The sequence below is a fragment of the Wenzhouxiangella indolica genome (assembly GCF_042310355.1).
GTDB lineage: Bacteria > Pseudomonadota > Gammaproteobacteria > Xanthomonadales > Wenzhouxiangellaceae > Wenzhouxiangella.
The window spans coordinates 1-16,888 of record NZ_JBHJMR010000008.1; the positions used below are offsets into that span (position 1 = coordinate 1).

Genomic DNA, 16,888 nt, shown 5'->3' on the forward strand with positions numbered 1-16,888 from the left:
GTTCCGCCATCACTTCGGCAGCTTCTCATGCTGCCCGGTCAGCTCTCGCCGACCGAAACCGCATTGCTGCGGCACACACAACTATCCTGACAGAGGGGGCCTGTTTTCGAATCAGCCTCTAGGTCCTTCATTTGTCTCGTCTGTCGTTCTGTCGCTGCCTTGAAATAGCATGTCGCTCAACCTGATTCGGCCTCAGGGCGCGTTTGAGGGCCGACCCCCTAGGGTTGCCTGGATCGGCCCTCAAAACGCTGACTTTCCCTCGGACGCTACCTAGCTCAAGGTCTTATTAAGGCGTGTCCTGGACACTGGGTCGGCCCAAAACGTCCCGAATGAGTCGGAACCGATTACCAAACCCACGACCTCAGGATTGAGGCAACCGAACTTTCGACGGTGACGGGCGAATTGAGCCACTCCTGAGAACACTTCCGAACAGGAACTGCATCGGCAAAACCGGTTGGCGCTGAGAGGATGATTGGTCTGAGGCATTCTGACTGTACTCGTTACAAGCCCAATTGGCTCTCTAGGAGGCTCTACTCCAGACAGCCCCAGAGCCCGCGAGCGCCGTATAAAGCATCAGCTTGAGGTGGGGTCAAGGCCTGAGTCACAATGCCCTGTGAGCGCTTCTGACGGACCACGAATAGGCCCGCCGTCCAACCAGCTACAATACGATCTGAGAGCCGGTAGAAATACTAGAGTGCTTGCTGCTATCCAAGACCAACACTGAGACGCCCATATGAAATTCAAAGCAGGAGGTACAGATGCAGAGCTGCTGGATGCTCGTTACGAACCTTATGGCAGCAAAATCATCTTCCATTAAAGGGTTAGAAGCTCCGGGAGGGGATCGACACAGTGATCGAGGTTCCGGGTGCCTTTCAAACGTGTGAATCCCTGAGAACACTTCCGAGCAGGCCCTGCAGCGGCAAATGCGACCGGGAGAGGTTAGATTTGCGGCTTGAGCCCTGAGAGCTCCCGTGGAGCGGACGGGACGTCCCCCCGAGCGGTCTCTAATAGGGCACTCGGCTCGTCTCGGGGTCGAAATTGGGGGACAAGAGCTTGCAGCGGGAAGGCGACCGGCCTAGCATCCCTTGGGCAAGGGTATCCCGTTGGCATGCCGAGGGCGGAGTCCGGCACGTCTGCAGTTCCGGGGTTAGGGAGAGGAAAGCGTGAAGGAAAGTAGCAGACACCAACTAATCTGGCGCTGGTCAAATTGGGGGTTCGCAACAGCCGGTTTTTTCAGCACATTAGTCGGATTCAGCCTGCAGTTCCCGGTCGACGACGAGACCGTGGCTCTGATTCGAATCCCTGTGGCCTTTCTAGAGGCTCACGCTCCCGTCATTTTGCTACTAGCGGCCGCCGTCGCTCTCTTCGCACAACTATTCAGGGGCAGATTTGGGAACCCATGGGCTTGGGAAACCGTTGAGACTCTTCTCGGGGAGCTAAGGGAGCACCTGATCGCCGACAAGTACCTGCGAGAGCCGCTCCACCATCACAGAGTCACGCTATTTCGACACCAGAAGTTTAAACTAGACCCTGGAATCAGACGCTTATGGCGTAAAGGAGAGCCGTGGAGATGGCCCTGGAAGGGCTGGCTTGTGCAGGTGGCTCGTTCAGGCCATACTACTCAGAACACAAAACGGACTTTCTGCGCTCCCGACTATGCGGAATTGGCTGAAGGCGTGGCAGGCCAAACGTGGGTCCGATTGACGACGTTTGAGGTGAGGGACATCGACCCTCCAACACTCGATGATCCCGATTCCATATCAAACTATGCTCAGGAAACCTATGTGAGCGAAGAGTACGTAAAGGCCAAACTTCGAGCAACGGAGACATTCCCACGCTCCATGATTGGATTTCCTATCGAGAAAGGCGGGAAACCTTGGGGGGTCATAGTTGTCGATAGCATCCATGGCGATGGCATCGAAAGCTACGGCGACTTCGACAAGGCCAGCGTTATTGCGCAAACAGCTATCAGTCAACTTACATCCGAGCTGTGAAAAGGTGAATGCTATGGCGCACCAACTCCTAGACTTTAATAGATCTTCGGCCTCTCCATTGTACGACGGAGATCCAGAGACCTCGTTCAAGGAGGCCCCGACGCGCGAAGTTGGGCACGGCCCCCGCAAAGCCTCATTGAGGCCCACTCCAACTGACATCCCAACTCGAGTCGAAATTGGCATCATCCCACCGAAGGCTGACCAAATCGGTTCCTGCGTCGCGATTGCCCGATTCGAGTACCCCTCTGATTCAGAGCCCTCCGACCAATTCGTAACAGACGCCGGAAAGGTATTCGCTGGCGCATATTCCGGTCGGATCATGGGCGTAGAGACCCCCTTGGCCGGAGAGTTTGAAGAGCTCGGCCTAGCCGATGCCGTGAGTTCTTTACGGAAGGCGATTGCTTCCGTTTATCGTTTGATTCCGCAAGGGGAGCGGACTACTGTCCGTAAGGAACTAAACAACCAGCTCGTTCGGCGCATCCTTAGCCGACTACCCGAGGGCCAGTCTTAGCGTTTAACCACAGGCCCTAAGCGAGCGCGATTACCCTTTGCTTTTTGTCTAAACCTTTCGTCGATTTGAGCAATGTGATCGAGGTGACCAAGCAAACTTAGGGCGGCACTCTCAAGGGCATTTTCGCTCGCGGAATCAAGCTCGACAAATTTTTTGAGCACGTTTCTATGAGCCTTCTGCGTACCACGCATCTCGCCCCCAGAAATTCGCACCCCAGTAAGAACTTTCTCGCTACGCTTCGGAATCAGCCGCGATTTTTTCCGATTCACTTCTAAGCCATGCGCTTCAATCAGTCGAACGGCCCACCTCAAATCAGTCGCAGAAGCCTTATCAAAGGTAAGCATCATGTCATCGACATATACTGAGAAACTCCCTCCTCTGGCTTCGGCCCTGGCATTGAGCCTATCGAAAAGTCCTTTATGCGAATAGAAGGCGGCAACCTCGCTGTGAACTCCGCCAGTTGGCAAGTGATCCTCCTGATAGCAGCATAGCCGGGCTAGGATTAAAGCCACGTCCGGCGCACAGTTTAGCCTCTCGAAGAAAAGTGCATAGACATGCGCAAATGATGTTGAGGGATAAAAGGCTGAAACATCAAGCTTGATAGAAGGATTTGGCTCCACATGCCTTTCGGCGTTTGTTACGTACGACCTACCTCGAACCCCTGACTGGCGATAGCTAGGTGGCTCAATTCTGCGCAAGAGAGTTGCAATTCGTACGTGAACCCGACGCAGCATTCCAACGGGCTCTTCAATGCGCCGCCCCGACTCATGAAACCAAACTCGGTAGGACGATTTCTTGGAGGCCAGCCGCTCAAGCTTACCTAGACTGTCGGGCCAACGGAGAACCTCAATAAGCTGACCAACACCTTTGAGCCCGTATAGGGCGCACTGATCAATCGAATATTGCTTCCGCGGCTTTTCAAGCCGAGAGCGTTTTGGCCCTTTCATCTTCTCCGCCATGCCGTGTCATACCTGCCTCGTCCGGGTCTTCTTCCATCACCCAATCCAGAAATTTCAGAAGGCGCTCAGCGTTCTTGGCAGAGTACGACCTACTGCTAGCATCATTATTTTTTTCGACAAACAACAGGAAAGTCGATGGAGGAATCTTGAATACTTGCCCGTACTTCTCAAGTAGTGGCAGAGAGGGCGTCTTCTGACCGGACTCGATTTCCGATAGGAAAGAGGGTGAAATTTCGAGTAATCGCGCTAACTCCACTTGCTTCATGCGGTGGAACTCTCTTGTCACCTTAAGCGCTCTGCTAATCATTAGATAGTTTGTTTCCTAGCTGATAAGATTTCGGAAAAAAGGGGTGTTACGCTCACATCCTGTCCCGCATTAGCCAAGCCATTTACGAACCGAATCTATAAACTTCAGGCTCAAGAGCAGCCATCGGAAAACGATTGGATCTCGCAATCGCCGCTTCAACCAGCGAACAAATTGTGACCGTCGAGCACGCCGTCTTGCACTGGACCTTACTTGATCGTCCATAGTAAGCACCTCCTTGGTTTCAACACTGGGGGAATTCCCAATGTCGCCTCGCTAAACCAAGGAGACTGGGTCGGACGGCGTGCTCCACCCCTCCTTCCTAATTGACGACGCGACCTCGCTCGTCGTCACCTATCTGCATCGACTCCGAGCTCGAATGTGTCGTCGCCCCGAGGCTTAGCCCCGGGGAAGGCAGGAGCTAGGCTCCCACAGGCCGGAATCGGCCCCACTGGTGCGAGGTATTGCCCGAAGGCTGACCATCCAGTGCTTAACCATAAGACTAGCACAAGCGAACAAAGTTCGCAAATAGCGAATAATTTTTTTGTAGCAACATTGAAGAGCGGGCATGGGCAGTGTCCAGACCTAGGGTAGTTCCTTCTGGTATCAGCGCTTCAACAAAGGGGTATCCCATCGTAGCGACCCGGGGGCCGGGGCCCTGTTTGGCCCGCATTCTGGTACACTTAATAGCTAATGCTGGCCATGATACGCAGACTCCTTTCGGATGAAAGCCTATGACATTCAAATGGTTAGCAGACGTAGGCGCCGAGTGGCTGCTCTAGTCCACCCGTAGCCACCATCGTTTTGCACACCGGGCGTGTTCCATACCCGGCGTGGTCCTACGGCAGCACCCGGCATGAACGCCCCCTCGATCTCTTTCTCTGCCATGCGGTCCTTTCAGGCCGCGCGGCGTCTACCGACTGCGGATTCGACGCAGGCGCCGCTCCACGGGCACGGCTTCGAAGCACGCCTTGTCGCGCCGGAGGCTGCGTGCCGGCCGAAGTTCCGAGGCGACGAGACGCGTGCCCTGCAGGCTGCGCTGGCCCCGGCGGTCGACGCGCTCGACTACCGCCTGGTCAATGATCGGATCGCCCCGGCCGACGATGCCGGCATCGCCGAGTGGCTGTTGGCGGAGTCCGGCCTGGCCGGCGACGCCGGAATGGCGCTGCGAAGCGCACCGGATCGCGGCGCCATAATCCAGGCCCGGCAACCGCGACTGGCCTGGCAAGGCTTCCGCTTCGAGGCAGCGCACTGCCTGCCGAATGTGCCGGCCGGGCACAAGTGCGGCCGAATGCACGGGCACGGATTCGAAGTCACCCTTTTCGCCGCGCTCGGATCCCGGGACGATGCGGCAAGCGCCCAGGCATCCATCACCGGCGCCTGGGATCCGCTGCAGGGGCGCTTGCACCTGAGCTGCCTCAACGACCTGCCCGGCCTTGAGAATCCGACCAGCGAAGCGCTGGCGCAATGGATCTGGCAGGGACTGCAGGACAAGCTGCCGGACCTGGCGGGCGTGACCGTGATGGAGACCGGCTCGGCCGGCTGTCACTTCGACGGTGCGCAGTGGCGCATCTGGAAATCGATGTCCTTCGACAGCGCCGTGCGGCTGGCCGCGGCACCGGAAGGCGATCGCCGCCGCATGATCCACGGCCACACCTTCATCACGCGGCTGCACCTGACCGGCGGGCTCGACCAGGTGCTTGGCTGGGTGCACGACTACGGCGACGTCAAGCAGCGCTTCGACCCGGTGTTCCGGGCGCTCGATCACCGCCCGCTCTACGAACAAGCCGGCCTGGCCGACAACGACCCGGCGTCGATCGCGCGCTGGATCCATCACGAGATGGCCGACGCGCTGCCCGGACTGAGCCGCATCGACGTGCTCGAAACACCCGGCTGTGGCGTTTTGCTCTGTCGTCAGCCGGACGATCGCGGGCTGCTGGTGCCATGACTTACACCGTGCGCGAGATCTTCCACACGCTGCAGGGCGAGGGCCTCAACGCCGGCCGCCCGGCGGTGTTCCTGCGCTTTGCCGGCTGCAACCTCTGGTCCGGCCGCGAGCAGCATCGCCACCTGGCCATCTGCCAGTTCTGCGACACCGAGTTCGTCGGCACGGGCGGGCCCGGCGGCGGCAAGTTCGCCGATGCCGCGGCGCTGGCCGCGGCCGTTTCCCGACGCTGGCCGCACGACGCCGACGGCCCCCGACTGGTCGTGTGCACCGGCGGCGAACCGCTGCTGCAACTCGATTCGGCAGCCCTGGACGCGCTACACGCCGCGGGCTTCGAGGTCGCGGTCGAGACCAACGGCACCATCGCTGCACCCATGGGCATCGACTGGCTGTGCGTCAGCCCCAAGGCCGGCGCCGGCTTGGTGCAGAAATCGGGCGACGAACTCAAGCTTGTCTATCCGCAAGACGGCGCCGAGCCGACCGATTTCGAAGACCTGGACTTCCGGCATTTTCTGCTCCAGCCCATGGACGGCCCCGAACGGGCGGAAAACACACAGGCGGCCGTCGCCTATTGCCTCGCGCATCCACGCTGGCGCCTGAGCCTGCAAACCCACAAGGTGCTTGGTATTGCCTGAACGTGCTCGCCAGCTTCGACCGGCAACCGATTCGCGCCGCTGTGCGCGAGGGTGTACCATCATCGCCTCCTTGCGATCCCGGCCCCTGGCCGGTGGAGGCAACACATCGTGAGTTCGATCAACGAACTGGCGGATGCCATGCTGCGCTATCTCGTTTCAGCCGGCATCTCGCCGCGCGAACTGGCGCAGCAGACCCGGATTCCGGCAGACCGCCTGGCTACCGACAACCCCGAACTGTCGCCGTCCCAGATGGCGCAGCTGTGGCAGCTCGTCCAGGACCGGATGAGCGCCCAGCCTGGCTTCAGCGCACGGGTCCGCGCGCTGATCGACCGGCAACTTGAAACCGGCCGGGCTCAGGTGGCGGTGATTGCCGATCAGCTCAACATGAGTCGACAGACCCTCTACAAGCGTCTGAAAGACGAAAACCAGACCTTCGAGGCACTGCTCGAGCAGGCGCGTCGGGAACAGGCCCTGGTTTACCTGCGCGATCGCCGGCACACGCTCACCGAGGTGGCCCACCACCTGGGCTTTTCCGAGCTGAGCGCATTCAGCCGCGCGTTCAAGCGCTGGATGGGCCAGTCACCGGCGCGCTTTCGAGAAGCCCAGGCGAAGTAGCACTCGCCCGGGTGGCCCGTCATTCCAGCGCCGGCCGTTTGAAAATCAGGCTGGCGTTGGTGCCGCCAAAGCCGAAGCTGTTGCTCATCACCACCGGCAGGTCGACGTCGTCGCGGCGTTCGCGCACGATCGGGTAGCCCTCGGCCTTCTCGTCGAGCCGCTCGATGTTGGCCGATGGCGCAATGAAGCGGCCGCGCTGCATCAGCAGGCAATAGATCGCCTCGTGGACACCGGCCGCGCCAAGGGCGTGCCCGGTCAGCGGCTTGGTCGAACTCAGTGGCGGGATGTCGCCGCCGAACACCTCGGCAAGCGATTCCAGCTCGACGATATCGCCGGCCGGCGTGCTGGTCCCATGGGTGTTGACGTAGGAAACCGGCTGATCGAGGCCGGCCATCGCCTGGCGCATGCAGCGACCCGCGCCTTCGCCGCTGGGCTGGACCATGTCGGCCCCGTCGGAAGTCGCGCCGAAACCGCCGAGCTCGGCAATGATTTCGGCGCCGCGCTCGCGCGCGTGATCCAGCGATTCGAGCACCAGCATGCCACCCCCGCCGGAGATGACGAAGCCGTCGCGGTCGGCATCGTAGGTTCGCGATGCGCGCTCGGGCGTGTCGTTGTAGCGCGTCGACAGCGCACCCATGGCGTCGAACAACATGCTCAGACTCCAGTGCACATCCTCGCCACCGCCGGCGAACATGATGTCCTGGCGGCCGCAGGCAATCAGGTCGGCGGCATGGCCGATCGCATGCGCGCTGGTCGCGCAGGCCGAGGTGATGCCGTAGTTGACGCCGCGAATGCCGTAGGCCGTGCTGAGGCAGGCATTGATCGAACTGCTCATCGTTTTGGGCACGCGAAACGGCCCCACCTTGCGAATGCCGCGTTCGCGGTGGGTGTCGATCGCGTCGAGCAACTCCACGCTGGAATTGCCGCCGGCACCGGCGACCAGGCCGGTCCGATCCGAACGCACCTGCTGCTCGTCGAGACCAGAACCTTCGATCGCCTCGCGCATGGCCTGCCAGGCATAGCCTGCGGCCGGGCACATGAAACGCCTCAGGCGGCGATCGATATTCGCCTCCAGATCGAAGTCGATCCCACCGCAGACATGGCTGCGCAGGCCGGCCTCGCGCGCTTCGTCGCTGAACATCAGGCCGGAGCGCCCCTGACGGAGAGACTCATCGACGGCCTCAAGGCCGACACCCAGGCTGGAAACGATACCCATGCCCGTTACCACCACGCGCCTCATGACGTCGAACCTCCGAATGCTTCCATTGACGTGAACAGGCATACCTTGAGATCGCGCGCGGAATAGATTTCTCGATCGTCGACCGAGACTGTGCCGTCGGCGACGGCCATCTCGAGACCGCGCTGTATCACGCGCCGGATGTCGAGCCGATAGCGAACCAGGCCGTTGTCGGGCAGCACCTGGCCGAAGAACTTCACCTGGCCGACTCCGAGCGCGCGGCCGCGACCCTTGCCGCCGTTCCAGGCCAGGTAGAAGCCGACCAGCTGCCACAGCGCGTCCAGGCCCAGACAGCCGGGCATGACAGGGTCTCCCTCGAAATGACAGCGAAAGAACCACAGGTCCGGGTGCAAGTCGAACTCGGCCACCACCTCGCCGCGGCCGTAGGCGCCACCGCTGTCGTCGATGCGCGTGATGCGATCGAACATCAGCATCTCGTCGATGGGCAGCCGCATGTCGCCGTCAAACAGGCGGCCGTGACCGCAAGCAACCAGCGCCGCCTTGTCGTATTGGTCAGGTCGATCCATGAAGGGCGATTCCTGTTCGTAAAGCCACCACCCTAGCGAGCGGACACCGCTCACGCTTGACCCTGGGTGCCGAGTTCTTGACCGTTGGTCAGATTGCCGGTGTTATCACGGTGGCAGCGGGAGTGGTTCGGTCGGCGCAGAGGGCCTGGCAACGACTATTGATGTCGCCGTTGTGCCGAGCTCATATGATAAAGTGCAAATATTGCCGTCACCGTTGCGACTGGGGCCTCAATGACTGTCACCAACTCGGCCTTCGACCTGAACCAGGTCCGGCGCCAGTGTGCGCGCTGTGATCTGCGTGAGCTGTGCCTTCCCGCGGGTCTCGACAGCGCCGACGTCGACCGCGTCGACCAGGTGGTTGCAGACCGGACCAGCCTGAAGTCGGGAGACGTGCTCTACCACGCCGGTTCGCCTTTCCGCGCCCTCTACGTGATCAAGTCGGGGGCGTTCAAGACACAAGCCGTCTCCGAAGGCGGCGAACTCCAGGTGCTCGGCTTTCACCTGCCGGGCGAAATCATGGGCTTCGACGCGCTCGCCACGGAGCGTCACCAGTGCGATGCCGAAGCGCTCGAAGCCTCGAGCGTGTGCCGGCTTCCCTACGCCGAGCTGGAACGAATCTGCGCGGCGGTGCCCGGATTGCAGCGCCAGTTCATGCGCCTGGTCAGCCGCGAAATCGGTGACGACCACGACCACATGGCCATGATGGGCCGCAACCAGGCGATCAGCCGCCTGGCGCTTTTCCTCCACAGCCTGAGCAAGCGCCAGAGTCGCCTGGGACGCAGCCCCGATCAGCTGACCCTGAGCATGTCCCGGGCCGACCTTGCCAATTATCTCGGCCTCGTGCTCGAAACCGTCAGCCGCCTGTTCGGCCGCTTGCAGGACATGGGGCTGATCGAAGTGCGCCGGCGCCAGATAAAGATTCTCGACATGCCCGGCCTCAAGGAACTCGGCGACTGCTGATCCCCCTTTGATAGGGATCAAATTCTTCTATTGCGTGCCTGAGATACTGGCTCCCCTATTGATGCATTCGGGATACAGTTATGCGCTCACCCATCCGATACTGCCTGGCACTCACCCTGACCCTGTCCGGCGCCACTGCAGTCGCCCAGAGCGACCAGTGGCAGCCTTCGCTCGACCTGCGCTACCGCATCGAACGGGTCGATGACGATCGCTTCAACGAAGACGCCACCGCCTCGACGCTGCGTGCCCGGATCGGCGTCGTCAGCCCCGACTGGTCCGGCTGGCAGCTCGGGGCCACGGCCCACGCCAACCGTCACCTCGGGAGCGAAGACTTCAATTCAACCGCCAACGGCCGCAATCGCTTTCCGGTGGTGGCCGACCCCGACGACGAAAACATCTCCGAGGCCTGGATCGGCTACACGAGGCCCGACGCATTCAACGTTCGCGCTGGCCGTCAGCGCCTGACCGAAGACAACGTCCGCTTCCTCGGCAACGTCGGTTTCCGGCAGCTCGAACAGACCTTCGACGCCGTCACGATCCGCCTTCAGCCGCAGGACTGGCAGGTCGACCTGCGCTGGCTCGACCGGGCGCACCGGGTCTTCGGCCCCGACAACCCCAACGACCTGCTGGCCGAAGCCGAGCTGAACACCTGGATGGGCACGCTCGCGCGATCGATCGGAGAAAGCACCCTGGCCGTCTACGCCCACCGCATCGCGTTCGACGATCGAGCGGCCTCGCATCGCAACCTCGGCCTGCGACTGATCGGGCCGCTGCCCGGCACGACGAACTTCAGCTACCGCTTCGAATTCGCCCGCCAGGAAGGCATCCGCGAACTCGACGACGTCAACGGCCAGGACTATATCCATGCCCGGATTGCGCACAAACTCAAGCGCTGGCACTGGTTCGCCGGTCACGAACGCCTGGGCGGCGACGGCGAATACGCTTTCCAGACTCCGCTGGCGACCCTGCACGCCCACAACGGCTGGACCGACCAATTCCTTGCCACCCCGGCCGACGGCCTGGTCGACACCTACGCGGCGGCGGGAACCCAACTGGGCAAGTGGACCGGCCTGGTGAAACTGCACGACTTCCGCAGCGATCGACGCTCACGCCAGTACGGCCGCGAGTACGGCATGATGATCAAGCGTCCGCTCGTTGCGGGTCTTTCGTTCGAGCTCAAGGCGGCACATTTCGAAGGCGACAACAACCGGGCGGACGTGCAAAAGGTCTGGTTCACCCTCAACGGAAATTGGTAGGAGACACTCCGCGGACGTCCAGCACCTGGACCGTTTAGAACATTCGAATTTCCGTCATTCGAGTTTGTTTGTGATTTGGTGCTTGGAATTTCGAATTCGCAAACCCCTATAGCCACCATTCCGATACGGCGTCGTCGGGACTTCCATGGTAGGCCACCTGCGCCTGGAACAACTCGGCCGTAGCCAGCGCATCGGTGAAGGCATGATGGGGTGAGTATTCGGGCAGGTGATAGCGACGCCGGGCGTCGGCCAGGCGAAGCGACACGCGCCTGTTCCGGAACCAGGTCGCGGGGTTGAGGGTCGTGCGCTGGCTGATCTGCTTCTCGATCGCCAGCGTATCGATGAGCGGAAACAACAGCCCCTCGCCGAAACGACGCAGAAAACCCTGGTAGAGAAAGCGCCGCTCGATGGCGTGGTAATGCACCACGACCACCCGCCCGGCGAGCGCGGCGAGCAGCTCGTCGACGATATCCTCCAGGTCCGGCGCATCGTCGATCTCGTCGTGCGTGATCTGGTGGATGGTGATGGAATGTTCGTCGATCTCCCGGCGCGGTCTTATGACCCGGTAATAGCCGGCGGCGGGCCGGACGCGCTCGAGCGTGAAGGGCACCATCCCGATACTGACGATGCCGTGCCGTTTCGGATCCAGCCCGGTCGTCTCCAGGTCCAGCGCGACCAGCGGGAGCTGCGACAGCGGCGTCTCGCCCACCGGAACGCCCTGCTCGTAGTAGCGCCGAATCGCGTCCGTGCGGGTTTCGCGGGCCAGCTCCCCGAAGCGCTGCGGCCAATCGGTCGATGGTTGCGGCTTCTGCCGGAAAGGAAGCATCGCGCTAACCTGTCCGAACGGGCCGATAGCGGAAACGGATGAATTTCTGGGCGTTGGCCAGCACCTTGAAGGCGTCCTTGAGGCTGCGCCGCTCGAAAGCCGACAGCGTTTCCGGGTCGATGTTGTTGTTCGGCACCCCGCCGCGCTCGGCATCCCAGGCCTGGTGGCGGGCACGAACCATGGCGATGAACTCCAGCGAATCGCGCAGGTCGGCGGCCATGCTGGCGGTCAGGTAACCGGCGGCCACGGTATCTTCCAGCCGGCGAAACGAGTTCTGTGCGGTCGAGCCCGCCGCCAGCGCGTGCACCCGGATGACGTCGGTCAACGGTGCCGTACCGCGGCGCTTGAGGTTGATCGAATTCTCGTGGCGCCCGCCCTGCTCGAGCACGAAATCGCGAAAGAAACCCAGCGGCGGCGTGCGATTGTTGGCGTTGATCGCCAGGCAACCGAGAAAGCCGGGCTCGGCGCTGGCTTCCTTCGCGATCAGGGTCTTGAGCGCTTCGGCCATGCTCGTCTTTCCGGCCACGCCGTCGAGATCGAAAAAGATCGCGCTGTGCAGCAGCCGCTCGGCGTTGGGCCGGTGAATCCACTCCATGAACTGCTTTTTCCAGACCGAAAGCGGCTGGCGCCACCGGGTGTTGGTCGCCATGATGTCGCCGGTGCAGTAGACGTAGCCGGCCCGGTGCAGGCCGTCGCTGACGTACTGGGCCAGTTCGCGAAAGTACTCGTCGTGGCGCTTCGGGTCGAAGTCGTCGTCGAGCACCATGGCGTTGTCCTGGTCGGTATACAGGAACTGATCGTCGCGCGCCATCGAGCCCAGGGCCAGGAAACAGTAGGGTACCGGCGGCGGGCCGAGCTTCTCCTCGCCGAGTTCGAGCAGCCGCTGCTTGAAGGCGCGACCGATGGTGGCCATCGACGATCCGATCATGTGCGAGCTGGCGTCTTCGGCCACCATGCGGATGAAGCTGGCCGCCACCGCCGGGCGCAGGGCCTCGAGTTCCTCGTGCGAGTTGCAGTGGAAGATGTTGCGCACCACGAACAGGCTGTTCTGGGTCTCGTGGTGAACGATGTCGGCCAGGTCGAGCACGCCCACCGGTCGCTCCCGGTGGAGCACCGGCAGGTGATGCACGTTCTGGCGCAGCATCAGCAAGAGCGCCTCGAACAGGAACTGATCGTCGCGCACGCAGGCCACGTCCTCGGACATGACTTCACCAACGGGCGTGCTCACCGGCAGCCCCTCCGCGAGGACGCGCCGACGCAGGTCGCTGTCGGTCAGAATGCCGGCAAGGCGCGCCGGCGCGGCTTCCTCATCCTCTGTCGATTCCTGCAGGACCAGCACCGAGGTGACGCGTTCTTCGGTCATCAGGCGCGCGGCCGCCTCGACGCTGGTCGAGACGCTGACGGCCACCGGCGTACGACTGACGAGCTTGCCGGCGGTGAGCGTCAGCAGGGGATTGTCACCCCCCTTCTGCGCGGCGGCCTGGCGCAGGCGGGTGCGATCCTCGACCTCGACGAAGTCGGCAAAGGCCGGGTTGGTATCGAACAGCTCGCGGAAGGTCTCGGCGGGAACGAAGTAGATCAGGGTGTCCTCGAGCGCGCGCGCGGGAAAGCGCGCGTTGCGACCCGACAGCAGCCCGAGCTGGCCGAAGATATCGCCCTCGCCAAGACGGTTGTAGAGTTCGCCGCTGCGCCGGAACAGTTCCACCGAACCGCTGCGGATGTAGTGCAGGTTGTGGATTTCATCGCCCAGGGCCAGGATGTCCGAGCCGGCGCGAAAATAAGCCACCTCGGCCGACCGGGCAACCTGATCGAGCTCTTCGCCGGTCAGGAAGCTGAACGGCTCGCGCTGGCCCAGGTGGTCGCGAATCTCGATCTGTTCGATTTCCATGAAGTCCCCGCTTCGGTCGCTCCGTTTCATGGTACCGCGAGCCGTTGAGCCGGCAACACGAACAGCCGATAATGCCGGCATGAGCGAAAAGCGTGATCAAATGTGGACACTGGCCGGTCGACGCGCGCTGGTGACCGGCGCAAGCCGCGGCATCGGCCTGGCCATCGCCGCGGCCCTGTGCGAGCGCGGTGCCGAGGTCTGGCTGAGTGCGCGCGGCCGCGAGCGCCTCGACGGCGCCGTGTCGGCGCTGACCGAGCGCGGTTATACGGCCCACGCACTCCCCGCCGACGTGACCGATCCCGCGGCGCGTCAAGCCCTGCTCGACGCCCTGGACGGGCCGCTCGACATCCTCGTCAACAACGCCGGCTACAACCGGCGCAAGCCGGCGCTGGCGTATTCCGAAGATGAGCTGCGCGGCATTCTCGACACCAACCTGGTCGCCGCCTTCGAGCTGGCCCGGGCGGCCCATCCGCAACTCAAGGCCGCCGGATCGGCCAGCGTCGTCAATGTCTCATCAGTGGCCGGATCGACGCATCTGCGCACCGGCGCACCGTATGCCATGAGCAAGGCGGCCATGAACCAGATGACGCGCAACCTCGCCGCCGAGTGGGCGGGCGACGGCATCCGGGTCAATGCGGTCGCACCCTGGTATATCGACACGCCACTGGCCCGGCAGGTGCTCGACGATGCCGATTTTCTCGCCGAGGTGCTCGCGCGCACCCCGCTTAAGCGCATCGGGCGACCCGAGGAAGTCGCCGCGACGGTCGCTTTCCTGTGCCTGCCGGCGGCCGGCTACATCACCGGCCAGGTGCTGGCGGTCGACGGCGGCTTCAGCATTTTCGGGTTCTGACCCCTAGGGCGCATCAGGCCCTGGAAATCAATTGCTCCGGCGCCCTTTCGGGGATCGGCGCGGTCTCGCGGAAATCCTTACCCACGAACGGGGAATGCATCGCGCGAAGAAGCGCGCTGTAGTTCACGCCGAACCCCACTTCATCGCCGACCGCCAGGCGGCCCTGCGGGGCACACACGATCAGGTGATCGCCGCTGGCCCCCACGATTTCGACACCGGCAGGGGGCAGGAGACCGGCGGGATCGACGTCCTGGTGGCCGATCGCGAGGATGCTGCGCGGCATGCGCTCGGTGCCTGACACGGGTTCCATGCGAGCGAAGGCGGCCTGCGCGACGGTGCCCCAGGGCCTGGCCGGCTTGCGCTTTGACTCGATCACTTCGGCGACCAGCACGATCGCATCGGTGAAAAGCCCTTCGATCGGGCGCCGCTGCAAGGTCTCGCAGCCGAGCAGGATGGCCTCGCCGATGCGCAGGTTGTTGATCCGGCCGGTATCGGCGCCACCCAGGGCCCAGTCCAGGTTGGCCGAATTGCCGCCGGAGACCAGCCCCAGGCGCAGATCGAACCTGCGCTCGATCGAATCGGCCAGCGCCGAGAGCTCGGCCATGTTGTTCGCATCGGGCGAGATGCCGGCGTGACAGGCCAGGTTGGCGCCGATACCCGCCAGGACAATGTCGGGCATTCCCAGCACCGCATGCACGGTGGCCTCGAGCTCGGCGGGCATGATCCCTTCACGCAGGTCGCCGAGTTCGACCATCAATACGATTTCATGCACTCGTCCCCGCCGGCGGGCCGCGTCGGCAAGCCGCCCGATCACCGCCAGCTCGGTGTTGAAGCTGATATCGGCCGAGTGCACGACCCGCTCGGCCTGGCTGAGCATCGGCGAGCGGATCAGCGTCATGCATGCCTCGACATGCCCGCGGCGCATGGCTTCTATGTTCTCGATGCGCGAGTCGCCCAAGGCACTGACACCGGCGCGCAAAAGCGCATCGGCGATCTCGATCGAGCCGCGAACCGCCTTGGTTACCCCCGTGACCGAAATGCCGCGGGCGGCCAGGCGCTCGACCAGGGCGCGGGCGTTGTGCTCGATCCTGCCGAGATCGATCTCCAGCCGGGGCGCGTTCACCCGGCTTTTGCAAGCAGCTTCCGCTCGAGTCCGGGATAGGCCGCCAGGACCATGTCCAGCAGCCGCTGGGGCGGGCGGGTGAGCGCATCGCTTGCGGGAATACCGAGCTCGGCCTCGTAGGCGGCGATCGCCGCATCGACCCCGGCATCGCTCATGTGTTCGTGATTGATCGTCACGCCGATGACCCGGGTACGCGAGAACGCCTGGATCAGTTCGATTTCGCTGGCCGGCGACGGCATGGGCATGCGCTCGAAATCGCAGCGCCAGGCGCGCCCGGGCGCATGCTGCAGGATGACCGCGTCCGGGCAGCTGCCGCGCAGGATGAACGAGGTGGTCGAAAACGCCGGGTGGCTCAACGCGCCCTGGCCTTCGATGACGATCACATCGGGCCGCTCGGTCTCGTAGGCCTCGACGATGACCGCCTCGAGTTCTCCGGCACAGAATTGCGAGGGTACCGAATCCATCGCCACGCCGAAGCGCGCGCCCTGGATCAGGCCAGTCTGCCCCGTACCCACCAGCACCGCCTTCAGACCGGCCTCGTTGAGCGTCCGGGCGAGCACCGTGGCCGTGGTGCGCTTGCCGATCGCGCAGTCGGTGCCCAGTACCGCGATGCGCGCGCAATCCACGTCGTGGATCCGGCCGCTGAAAAGCCGCAGCTCGTTCTTGGCGCGCGGCTTGCGCACGTCGATCAGCGCCACCCCGGCGGCCTTGCTCGCAGCCCGGAACTCCGGATCGTCGGTGAAGAACTCGTGCAGCCCGTTGACGATGTTCATCCCCAGGCCGATGGCCTCGAGCACCAGGGCGCGCTCGTCGAGCGACAGCATGCCGGTGGCCGGGGCCATGCCGTAGATGAAATAGCCGGGGACGGTGTCGGCCCGGGCCAGCGCCTCCGACAGGTCACGGACAACCGGAATGCCGTTCGCCCGACCGTCGAGCAGCATGCCGCAATCGGAACCGGCCCGCTCGCTGTCGATGACCGACAGGATGCGGTACTTCTCCGAATGCCGGACCAGGCCATTGGCGGTCTTGCCGTCGATGGCGCCGAAATTGCCTTCGCAATAAACAATCGCCGCCTCCGACGCCCCGGGCGCCGCGCCGTGGGAAGCGCTTGCGCGCGGCAGCGCTGCAACCCCGGCGACGGAAAAGTGATCGGCAATGGGGGCGGCCGCGGTTGTTACCGGCGGGCCCGCGAGGGCATACGGGCGAAGGCGGAACGGCCCGGAAATGGGTGTGTACATCGTGACTCCATGAGCGAAAA

The 16,888-nt window shown here is 63.0% G+C and carries 16 protein-coding genes; 7 read left to right on the plus strand and 9 right to left on the minus strand.

What is annotated here, in order from left to right; translation table 11 throughout:
• Positions 1-270: 270 nt before the first annotated feature.
• Positions 271-486, minus strand: coding sequence for an FDXHR family putative zinc-binding protein (locus ACDC67_RS15905; RefSeq protein WP_459117372.1), 216 nt, complete (start codon positions 484-486; stop codon positions 271-273).
• A gap of 677 nt (positions 487-1,163) precedes the next feature.
• Here ACDC67_RS15905 and ACDC67_RS09960 point away from each other — a divergent pair.
• Entirely contained in the window at positions 1,164-1,994 is an 831-nt protein-coding gene (locus ACDC67_RS09960; RefSeq protein WP_376692755.1) for a hypothetical protein, read from the plus strand.
• Positions 1,995-2,501: 507 nt separating this feature from the next.
• Here the strand turns inward: ACDC67_RS09960 and ACDC67_RS09965 are convergent.
• Positions 2,502-3,464 carry a reverse transcriptase family protein gene (locus ACDC67_RS09965; protein ID WP_376692757.1) on the minus strand — a complete coding sequence of 321 codons (963 nt, stop codon included), beginning with the start codon at positions 3,462-3,464 and terminating at the stop codon, positions 2,502-2,504.
• Positions 3,424-3,771: a helix-turn-helix domain-containing protein gene (locus ACDC67_RS09970; protein WP_376692759.1), complete on the minus strand. Its 348-nt coding sequence runs from the start codon at positions 3,769-3,771 to the stop codon at positions 3,424-3,426. Before ACDC67_RS09970 ends, ACDC67_RS09965 begins: the two co-directional genes overlap by 41 nt.
• Positions 3,772-4,654: 883 nt before the next feature.
• Here ACDC67_RS09970 and ACDC67_RS09975 point away from each other — a divergent pair.
• From ACDC67_RS09975 to ACDC67_RS09985, 3 genes are all read left to right on the plus strand, one after another.
• Positions 4,655-5,716, plus strand: a complete 1,062-nt coding sequence (locus ACDC67_RS09975; protein ID WP_376692761.1) for a 6-carboxytetrahydropterin synthase — start codon at positions 4,655-4,657, stop codon at positions 5,714-5,716.
• On the plus strand, positions 5,713-6,348 hold the full coding sequence (gene queE / locus ACDC67_RS09980; protein ID WP_376692763.1) for a 7-carboxy-7-deazaguanine synthase: 636 nt from the start codon (positions 5,713-5,715) through the stop codon (positions 6,346-6,348). The genes ACDC67_RS09975 and queE overlap by 4 nt, the downstream gene beginning before the upstream one ends.
• Before the next feature lie 108 nt (positions 6,349-6,456).
• Positions 6,457-6,963, plus strand: a complete 507-nt coding sequence (locus ACDC67_RS09985) for a helix-turn-helix transcriptional regulator (RefSeq protein WP_376692764.1) — start codon at positions 6,457-6,459, stop codon at positions 6,961-6,963.
• Positions 6,964-6,982: 19 nt separating this feature from the next.
• On the opposite strand, the gene ACDC67_RS09990 is transcribed toward ACDC67_RS09985, so the two are convergent.
• Together ACDC67_RS09990 and fabA are read right to left on the minus strand one after the other, a co-directional pair.
• Positions 6,983-8,203 carry a beta-ketoacyl synthase N-terminal-like domain-containing protein gene (locus ACDC67_RS09990; RefSeq protein WP_376692765.1) on the minus strand — a complete coding sequence of 407 codons (1,221 nt, stop codon included), beginning with the start codon at positions 8,201-8,203 and terminating at the stop codon, positions 6,983-6,985.
• Entirely contained in the window at positions 8,200-8,727 is a 528-nt protein-coding gene (gene fabA / locus ACDC67_RS09995) for a bifunctional 3-hydroxydecanoyl-ACP dehydratase/trans-2-decenoyl-ACP isomerase (RefSeq protein WP_376692767.1), read from the minus strand. The genes ACDC67_RS09990 and fabA overlap by 4 nt, the downstream gene beginning before the upstream one ends.
• A 231-nt stretch (positions 8,728-8,958) precedes the next feature.
• On the opposite strand from fabA, the gene ACDC67_RS10000 reads away from it, so the two are divergent.
• Together ACDC67_RS10000 and ACDC67_RS10005 are read left to right on the plus strand one after the other, a co-directional pair.
• Positions 8,959-9,687: a helix-turn-helix domain-containing protein gene (locus tag ACDC67_RS10000; protein ID WP_376692768.1), complete on the plus strand. Its 729-nt coding sequence runs from the start codon at positions 8,959-8,961 to the stop codon at positions 9,685-9,687.
• An 80-nt stretch (positions 9,688-9,767) separates the two neighbouring features.
• Positions 9,768-10,943 (plus strand): alginate export family protein, encoded by a 1,176-nt coding sequence (locus tag ACDC67_RS10005; RefSeq protein ID WP_376692770.1) that lies wholly within the window; start codon positions 9,768-9,770, stop codon positions 10,941-10,943.
• Between the two features lie 106 nt (positions 10,944-11,049).
• Here ACDC67_RS10005 and ACDC67_RS10010 read toward each other — a convergent pair whose 3' ends face one another.
• Entirely contained in the window at positions 11,050-11,769 is a 720-nt protein-coding gene (locus tag ACDC67_RS10010; RefSeq protein WP_376692772.1) for a 3'-5' exonuclease, read from the minus strand.
• A gap of 4 nt (positions 11,770-11,773) precedes the next feature.
• Positions 11,774-13,687 (minus strand): DUF294 nucleotidyltransferase-like domain-containing protein, encoded by a 1,914-nt coding sequence (locus tag ACDC67_RS10015; RefSeq protein WP_376692773.1) that lies wholly within the window; start codon positions 13,685-13,687, stop codon positions 11,774-11,776.
• A 49-nt stretch (positions 13,688-13,736) separates the two neighbouring features.
• Between ACDC67_RS10015 and ACDC67_RS10020 the strand changes: the two genes are divergently transcribed.
• Entirely contained in the window at positions 13,737-14,507 is a 771-nt protein-coding gene (locus ACDC67_RS10020) for an SDR family oxidoreductase (protein ID WP_376692775.1), read from the plus strand.
• 13 nt (positions 14,508-14,520) lie between these two features.
• Here ACDC67_RS10020 and ACDC67_RS10025 read toward each other — a convergent pair whose 3' ends face one another.
• Positions 14,521-15,630 carry an alanine/ornithine racemase family PLP-dependent enzyme gene (locus ACDC67_RS10025; RefSeq protein WP_376692776.1) on the minus strand — a complete coding sequence of 370 codons (1,110 nt, stop codon included), beginning with the start codon at positions 15,628-15,630 and terminating at the stop codon, positions 14,521-14,523.
• Positions 15,627-16,868, minus strand: coding sequence for a DUF1611 domain-containing protein (locus ACDC67_RS10030; protein ID WP_376692778.1), 1,242 nt, complete (start codon positions 16,866-16,868; stop codon positions 15,627-15,629). The genes ACDC67_RS10025 and ACDC67_RS10030 overlap by 4 nt, the downstream gene beginning before the upstream one ends.
• Positions 16,869-16,888: the final 20 nt, after the last annotated feature.

Coding starts and splice junctions, on each gene's coding strand:
- ACDC67_RS15905 (WP_459117372.1), bottom strand. CDS start 486: ATGCCTCAGACCAATCATCCTCTCAGCGCCAACCGGTTTTGCCGATGC.
- ACDC67_RS09965 (WP_376692757.1), bottom strand. CDS start 3,464: ATGGCGGAGAAGATGAAAGGGCCAAAACGCTCTCGGCTTGAAAAGCCG.
- ACDC67_RS09970 (WP_376692759.1), bottom strand. CDS start 3,771: ATGATTAGCAGAGCGCTTAAGGTGACAAGAGAGTTCCACCGCATGAAG.
- ACDC67_RS09975 (WP_376692761.1), top strand. CDS start 4,655: ATGCGGTCCTTTCAGGCCGCGCGGCGTCTACCGACTGCGGATTCGACG.
- queE (WP_376692763.1), top strand. CDS start 5,713: ATGACTTACACCGTGCGCGAGATCTTCCACACGCTGCAGGGCGAGGGC.
- ACDC67_RS09990 (WP_376692765.1), bottom strand. CDS start 8,203: ATGAGGCGCGTGGTGGTAACGGGCATGGGTATCGTTTCCAGCCTGGGT.
- fabA (WP_376692767.1), bottom strand. CDS start 8,727: ATGGATCGACCTGACCAATACGACAAGGCGGCGCTGGTTGCTTGCGGT.
- ACDC67_RS10000 (WP_376692768.1), top strand. CDS start 8,959: ATGACTGTCACCAACTCGGCCTTCGACCTGAACCAGGTCCGGCGCCAG.
- ACDC67_RS10005 (WP_376692770.1), top strand. CDS start 9,768: ATGCGCTCACCCATCCGATACTGCCTGGCACTCACCCTGACCCTGTCC.
- ACDC67_RS10010 (WP_376692772.1), bottom strand. CDS start 11,769: ATGCTTCCTTTCCGGCAGAAGCCGCAACCATCGACCGATTGGCCGCAG.
- ACDC67_RS10015 (WP_376692773.1), bottom strand. CDS start 13,687: ATGAAACGGAGCGACCGAAGCGGGGACTTCATGGAAATCGAACAGATC.
- ACDC67_RS10020 (WP_376692775.1), top strand. CDS start 13,737: ATGAGCGAAAAGCGTGATCAAATGTGGACACTGGCCGGTCGACGCGCG.
- ACDC67_RS10030 (WP_376692778.1), bottom strand. CDS start 16,868: ATGTACACACCCATTTCCGGGCCGTTCCGCCTTCGCCCGTATGCCCTC.